The 4,681-nt window shown below is 54.0% G+C and carries 7 protein-coding genes; 5 read left to right on the forward strand and 2 right to left on the reverse strand.

Translation table 11 applies throughout. The features are described from left to right. The coding region (locus ACE6ED_RS28985) for a hypothetical protein (protein WP_410830930.1) at positions 1-327 on the forward strand (327 nt) is incomplete at its 5' end. An 11-nt stretch (positions 328-338) separates the two neighbouring features. Continuing rightward, on the forward strand, positions 339-791 hold the full coding sequence (locus ACE6ED_RS28990) for a hypothetical protein (protein ID WP_410830931.1): 453 nt from the start codon (positions 339-341) through the stop codon (positions 789-791). Positions 792-874: 83 nt separating this feature from the next. Here the strand turns inward: ACE6ED_RS28990 and ACE6ED_RS28995 are convergent, their stop codons facing one another. Beyond that, on the reverse strand, positions 875-1,528 hold the full coding sequence (locus ACE6ED_RS28995; RefSeq protein WP_410830932.1) for an SdpI family protein: 654 nt from the start codon (positions 1,526-1,528) through the stop codon (positions 875-877). Then, positions 1,525-1,830 (reverse strand): autorepressor SdpR family transcription factor, encoded by a 306-nt coding sequence (locus ACE6ED_RS29000; protein ID WP_410830933.1) that lies wholly within the window; start codon positions 1,828-1,830, stop codon positions 1,525-1,527. Before ACE6ED_RS29000 ends, ACE6ED_RS28995 begins: the two co-directional genes overlap by 4 nt. 239 nt (positions 1,831-2,069) lie before the next feature. Between ACE6ED_RS29000 and uptA the strand changes: the two genes are divergently transcribed. From uptA to ACE6ED_RS29015, 3 genes are read left to right on the forward strand one after another with little or no spacing between them, the layout of a single operon-like run. Continuing rightward, positions 2,070-2,687 (forward strand): undecaprenyl phosphate transporter UptA, encoded by a 618-nt coding sequence (gene uptA / locus ACE6ED_RS29005; RefSeq protein WP_410830934.1) that lies wholly within the window; start codon positions 2,070-2,072, stop codon positions 2,685-2,687. Then, positions 2,684-3,250, forward strand: a complete 567-nt coding sequence (locus ACE6ED_RS29010; protein ID WP_410830935.1) for a thioredoxin family protein — start codon at positions 2,684-2,686, stop codon at positions 3,248-3,250. The genes uptA and ACE6ED_RS29010 overlap by 4 nt, the downstream gene beginning before the upstream one ends. Before the next feature lie 3 nt (positions 3,251-3,253). Further along, complete coding sequence (locus ACE6ED_RS29015) at positions 3,254-3,880, forward strand: MBL fold metallo-hydrolase (RefSeq protein WP_410830936.1); 627 nt, start codon at positions 3,254-3,256, stop codon at positions 3,878-3,880. Positions 3,881-4,681: the final 801 nt, after the last annotated feature.

Here is a 4,681-nt window from a genome sequence, read left to right on the forward strand (position 1 = left end):
ACCGTCACTCTGACCTTGCTTGCAACTGGCCTGAGTTCGCTCATGGTCACCTTGAGTCTGCTCACGGCCAACCTGAACTTGCTTACCATCAGCCTAACGCTGGCCATAGTCAGCCAGATCCCGCTTACCACCAGCCTAATCCTGCCCGCAACTGGCCTGGTATTGCTCACCGTCAGTTTAATCCTGGCGCCAACTGGCCCGGTCTTGCTTACCATCAGGTTAATCCTGGCGCTAAGTGGCTCTATCTCGTTTACGGTCAGTCTGATCCTGCTCGCCGCCACCCTGATCCCGTTCACCGCCAGTCCGATTCAGCAGCAGCGCTGCTGAGGCAGGCGCTTGTGCATCAACCGGCTTTTTCCCGGGCTGCGCTTGCGCTGGCCGCCCGGCTTCCGGACCGGGCAGCCGAAGAAGCGCTGCGGGAGGCGCTGCGCTATTCGCCCAAACATCCGGGCCTCCAGTGGGAGCTGGCCCGGATTGCCGGACGGCAGGGCGAGCCGGGTCTGGCGCTTAAGGAATACCGGCAGGCGCTTGCGCTCGATTCGTTTAACCGGACGAAGCAGACGGCAGCCGTCGGTGCCATGCTGGATTTGTCAGAGCGGCTGAAGCGGTTGGGCCGTCAAAACGATTCGGAAGATGCTTTGCGCGGTGCGTCAGAGCTGCTGCGGGGTTACCGGCTGCTGGCGCAGCAAACAGGCGGACTTGACGGCCGCTTCAACGACCGGAGCTTTGTGTTAACGCAAGAAGCCGCCGGTTATGGCCGGCGGCTGGAAAAGCATTTTGGAAGACACTAAAAACATAGCACATTTGACCGTGCTGCGAGTGATTGAATGAGGGGAGGGAGCAGCCCCTGCCCTTATCCCCTGCATTAAAGCGATCAGTCCCGAATCTGCCGTGAGATAAACAAGGAATAAAAAAACGGCAGGACAACCGACAGCGCGATGGCGGCGAACAATAACGTAATCATCGCCGTGCCTGACAAAAAAGCGCCGATCAGCATCAAAAGCCCGGCGACGACCCAAGCCCAGCCGGAAAAACGGTGGGTTCTGCGCCACACCTCCGGATTCGACAGCGTCCAAGGCGTCTTGATCCCGATAAAATAATTGTCTTTCAGCTGCGGCAGGTAATTTCCAATCACCATAAATAGAATCCCGAGGAGTGCCATCACGACGCTGCCGATCTGCACGTCGTAGCCCAGCCCGTAGCAGACGGTAAAGACGAGGATCCCGTTAATCACCGCGGAGATGCCCAGACGAATCATGCCGGCTGCAGTCTCAAAACGCGGATAGTTTTGCCATTTCGGATCGACACGCCGGGTAATGCTGAATAGCACCGGCAGCAGCAGACCAAGTCCGCCTGTAAAAGCGATCACCGCCGCTTTGCTCCAGTAGTCATCCGCTTCGCCGTTGACACCAAAGTGGATCGGCAGCTGGTCAGGCAGTTTGTTGTAGTTAAACAAAGCGAATCCAACCGCGACAAGGGACAGAAGGACCATAATCCAGCTGTATCCGTTCCATTTCTTCTGTTTCATTTTTCTTCCTCCTTATTCGGCCGTTCCGGTTCGCCGTTTGTCTTGCCCGTTCCCGTAAGCTCCAGCAGCCAGCCCAGCACTTCCTCCAGCACCGTGGCGTTTAGGGAATACATGATGAACTGTCCCTGCCGTTCGTCCTGGATCAGTCCCGCATTCTTCAGCACGTTTAAGTGGTGGGATATACTCGGCTTCGACATTTGAAAAAAATCGGCGATTTCGCCCGCCGTCCGGTCTTTCTCCCGCAGCAGCCGGATCATGCGGCGGCGGGTGGGATCGGCCAGCGCTTTAAAGGATTCATTCATCTCCGGTTCCCGACCTTTCGATATTTAAATAATTATCTAAATATATAATAATTGCCTGTTCATCCGATTGTCAATCCTTTACACGTCCGCGCTGTACGGCGTATGACATGGGTCGCACCGGTGAATTCCGGCCTGTACGGTGTAAACGAAGTGGATGTCCTAACCTGGCCTGTGCTAGAATAGACTGAGAAAAAAAGCAGAAGTTTATGGAAAACCTATGAGGAGGAGGAGACCTGACCGTGCATTTTCTTTCCGAACTGGTCTCCCAGCTGTTCGCCTGGATTCAGAGCCTCGGCTATTTCGGCATTATGATCGGTTTGATGCTTGAAGTGATCCCAAGCGAAATTGTGCTGGCTTATGGAGGGTATCTAGTTTCGACCCACCAGATCAATTTCTTCGGCGCGGTTCTATTTGGAACCGTCGGCGGGGTCATCGCCCAGATTTTTGTTTATTGGATCGGCCGCTACGGGGGCAGACCCTTTCTGGAGAAGTACGGCAAGTTCATACTGATCCAGAAAAAACACATCGACCACTCCGAAGAGTGGTTCAACAAGTACGGCACGGGCGTTATTTTTACGGCACGGTTTATTCCCGTAGTACGCCATGCGATCTCCGTACCGGCAGGCATCTCGCGGATGCCGCTGGGCAAGTTCACTCTGCTGACCACGCTGGCGGTCATTCCTTGGAGCGCATTGTTTGTTTACCTGGGATATAGTCTCGGCGACAAATGGAAGACGATTGACGAGGAAGCCAGCAAGTATACGCATGAGATCATTTTGGGAGCTTTGGCACTGATCATTCTCTACTTTGTGTACAAGTGGTTCAAATCCAAGAAGAAGCGAGGGAACGAGGCATGAAGCAGAATCTGGCCCGCAAATTTGGACAGGGGCTGACCCCGAGACAATTCGTTGAAGGCATGACCAAGAACCAGCAGGCGTTTGAATCCTGGTATGAGCGGTTTGCTTGGGAGGATGAAGACGACAAGGCGTTTTTTGAAAGCCTGCAGCACCGCGACGACCTGAAAGTGCTGATTCTTGCCGCTGACTGGTGCGGCGACGTCGTCCGCAATGTTCCGGTAGTATTCCGCGTGCTGGAGACCGCGGGCATCAAGGCCGAAGTGCTGATTTTGGAAGAAAATCAGGACGTAATGGATGATTTTCTGACAATGGGCGGACGTTCGGTGCCGATCGTGATCTTCACGGATACCGGCGGCCACGTGCTGGGCCACTGGGGACCGAGACCGGAGCATGTCCAGCGCTTTATGATCGAGTTCAAGCGGGAGAACCCCGATCGCGAAGCCCCCGACTACGAAGCCAAAATCGCCGAGGTCCGCAAAGCGATGGGACAGGCTTACGGAGAAGGAACCGAATCGCACGCCAGGATTGTCAAAGAACTGCGCGCGCTGATTTCCGGTTTTTAACCCATGCTGAATATCAAGACCTATTCACTGGGCCCGCTGCAGACGAACGCTTACCTGCTGACAGGTGACGATCCTTCCGTCGGCGTGGTCATTGACCCCGGCATGAATCCCGCGCCGCTGATCCGCGCCATTGAGGGCATGGAGATTGAGGCGATTTTGCTGACGCATGCGCATTTTGACCATATGGGCGGCGTCGATGAAGTACGGAAGCTCAAGAACTGTCCCGTTTATCTGCATCCGCTGGAGAGCGAATGGCTGACCCATCCGAAGTTGAACGGCTCGCTGATGTGGCCCGAGGTGTCTCCGCCCCTGACTACGGATCCTGCGGAATATGATTTGGGCGAAGGCCAGACGCTGAAGCTGATCGGGCATGAATTCAAGGTGTACCATACGCCGGGACATTCGCCGGGAAGCGTAAGCTTTTTGTGCGGCAGCGATCTGTTTTCAGGGGATGTGCTGTTCCGGCTGGGCGTAGGGCGGACCGATCTGCCCGGAGGCAGAGAACGCGATTTGTTTGATTCCATTCAAGGGAAGCTGTTCAAGTTTGCGGATGAGGTCAAGGTTTATCCCGGGCACGGTCCGCGCACAACCATTGGGTACGAGCGTTCTTCCAACCCTTACGTGCGCTGAACTGCGCTGATTCGACACAAAAACCGATTTTACGGGTGGACAAAAGATCTCAAACTTGCTACAATGACGTTAATTAAATGTTACCTTTCAATTCGCGAAGCACGCAGACTGCGGAATTATCCCGGTTTGCGTTCTTTTTTTATATTCCGATACTTAAGAACTCAACTTTCGCAGAGCGAAAATCAGCTAAGCTCCAGACCTGGCGCGGATTTAACCGCATTGAAGTAATCGTCTTGAAAAAATAGAAAAACACCGCATCGCCCGCGGCGAACGCACCGCTCGGCGTGCTATTTTATTTACGGTGCGATGAAGTTAACACCCTACACTGGGCGGTTGCCTTGGCGCAACTCATAGAACGGCTGAACGAAATTGCGACTCAGGTTGGGAAGAAATGCTTCACCCTAATTCAATGTCAACTCCAGCACTAGATCTCCGGTTTGCCCAGTGATCTCAAGGCGTATCTGCCCGATCTCAGGCTGCCGCCACTGCTTTTATTAACTCAACTTTTGCAGCCAAAACTTGATAACCAATGTCTTCGACTGCCGCTGTTGTCGTTGAACTACCTGGAACGAATCCTCTCCAGCGACAGACCCGCAGCGGATTACCACCGAACGCGATACCGAGGTCTTTCCGGACCCAGAGGACGTTATTTCTGAAATTCCTGGGCTTTTGGGTTGCCTTGCGGACTCCAGATCCGTTATTCGTGCCGAAAACATCCAAACGATGGAATTTCGGCGTAAATAAGGGAATCCGAGTCCGTCTCTTGGCCAAAACACGGAAAAATCAGCAGATAAGGTCCTT

Origin of the sequence: Paenibacillus nanchangensis, assembly GCF_046543445.1 — a bacterium.
In the GTDB taxonomy this organism is placed as follows: domain Bacteria; phylum Bacillota; class Bacilli; order Paenibacillales; family Paenibacillaceae; genus Paenibacillus_AQ; species Paenibacillus_AQ nanchangensis.